We start from the raw sequence: 1,888 nt of genomic DNA on the forward strand, positions 1-1,888 counted from the left end.
CCCCCCCCCCCCCCCCCCCCCCCCCCCCCCCCCCCCCCCCCCCCCCCCCCCCTTTTTGAGTCTCGTGGGCTCGGAGATGTGTATAAGAGACAGCGCCCCTCCTTCGCACAAAGCAAAGCAAGCCGCTGAATATATCAAACAACTGGAGAAATCTGATATACCCAACCTGTACGAGTGTTACTCCGAGCTTTGCCAATATACACACCCAGCGGCTCATAGCATCGTCCATCTACTGGTGCCAAAATCAGAAGAGTCTGAAATCCTAGTACTTGAATTCGATCAGTTACGAATCGAAGGTCTAATGGAAAGATATAAATCCCTTATACTGCCACTATTCATGTGCTCATTCAATCCAGGCATCCTTGCATTAAAAGTATTGCTATACTTCAATGCCGAACAGTTTCATTCCACTAGTGTAAAAAATATTGATCTTACAAATATTCCCGGGTGGCATCGTTGCATGAGAAACATGGGCATTCAACCCTAATAATAGTTTACAACCACCTGTCGGGCGTCTGTCACGTTTGATAGGCGGATCACATAGACTACCGCACTAAAGGGGCATCGGTGCGGATGAAAATACTGTAACTAGCCACCTGTCGCAAATTGACGGTTTTATCAGCACTGGAGGTTACTGTAACTGGATCACAAAGTCACTTTCTGCGGGCTATAAACACACTTGTGGCAGCGCATACAGCCGTTCAACGCGACGGCCGAGCAGCAGCAAAGCGTCACATTGCAGATTATCGCCATCACCTGGTCGAATGACCGTTTTGGCGGAACTGCCATCGATCTGGCTGGCACAAAGTCCACTGATCGGCCAAAGCGGAAGTCCACCCCATCAGCCCTGACCGTCCATTTAGTAGCAATGAGAGCGACTAACAATAATCAGTTGCACGCCTGAGGCAAGGCGCGTCGACGCAGGTAATACTTGAGTACGGCAAGTCGTCGTAACGCAGCGGCGGGATTTTTTTTTAGCCTCTCCTACCGGCCTCTCTTTTTATGCTGTCATTTATAATTTACATAGAGATTTAAATCTTATCATTCGTAAAGTGAGGGATAAATTCCTCAGTAAAAAGCCACCATAATTCACCGTGATGATAGTTAATTTCTTTGAATATTTTAATATTTCCTTTATTTTGCATCAGTTTGATTTCAAGTTTCTCAGCTTTTTTTTGAAATTTCCTCATGGCTTTTCTAGATGATTCGATGGATATATTTTTCCAGTGAGAGACCGTTTTGGCATCCAAGAAGCCATCTAGTATATCAAGTTGACTTGTAAAGATATGCCTAAGCCTCATATCATTGGTGGCTGCCATAATCAGGCCAAACAAGTTGATTTCATGAATGTTCAGCCTAGGTACGTAGTGAGAGTTGATGAAATCATGGCTTTTCCCAATCTGATTGGATAGTTTTATTGGGAAGTTTGTGTATTCAATAATTTTATCTATCACCTTAATCGCATCTGGCGGTGCAATGTTGAAATATTCTTTTTGTGATCTAAATCTATATTTTTTAAGAAGAGAGTGTACTCGGCTTTCAACTTTCTTAGCGTCCTGAGTTGAATTGGCATAAAGCAATTCAAATTCGGCAGGTGCCGCTGTTGATTTGCTAAGAGCGGCCAACCTTAATTGAGGCTGATTTTTCGATACTCCGATTTTCAATAAATTATCTTTAAATCCTGGCTTGGAAGCGAGATAAATGAAACCCAACTTTTCCATTTTTAAAATCCTGTTTGTTAAGCAATTAAGCGTTAGCTTGGCGTGGGAAAGCATGCTTTGTGCGCTGCTAGACAGCTGTCTCTTATACACATCTCCGAGCCCACGAGACTCAAAAGGGGGGGGGGGGGGGGGGGGGGGGGGGGGGGGGGGGGGGGGGGGGGGGGGGG

The 1,888-nt window shown here is 45.3% G+C and carries 1 protein-coding gene; it reads right to left on the bottom strand.

The features are described from left to right. Positions 1-1,031: 1,031 nt before the first annotated feature. A complete protein-coding gene (locus tag JHD59_RS21845) occupies positions 1,032-1,721 on the bottom strand; it encodes a GIY-YIG nuclease family protein (protein WP_199155815.1) in 690 nt (229 codons plus the stop codon). Positions 1,722-1,888 lie beyond the last annotated feature (167 nt).

Origin of the sequence: Chromobacterium sp. ASV23 (genome assembly GCF_016428945.1) — a bacterium.
Taxonomy (GTDB): domain Bacteria; phylum Pseudomonadota; class Gammaproteobacteria; order Burkholderiales; family Chromobacteriaceae; genus Chromobacterium; species Chromobacterium sinusclupearum.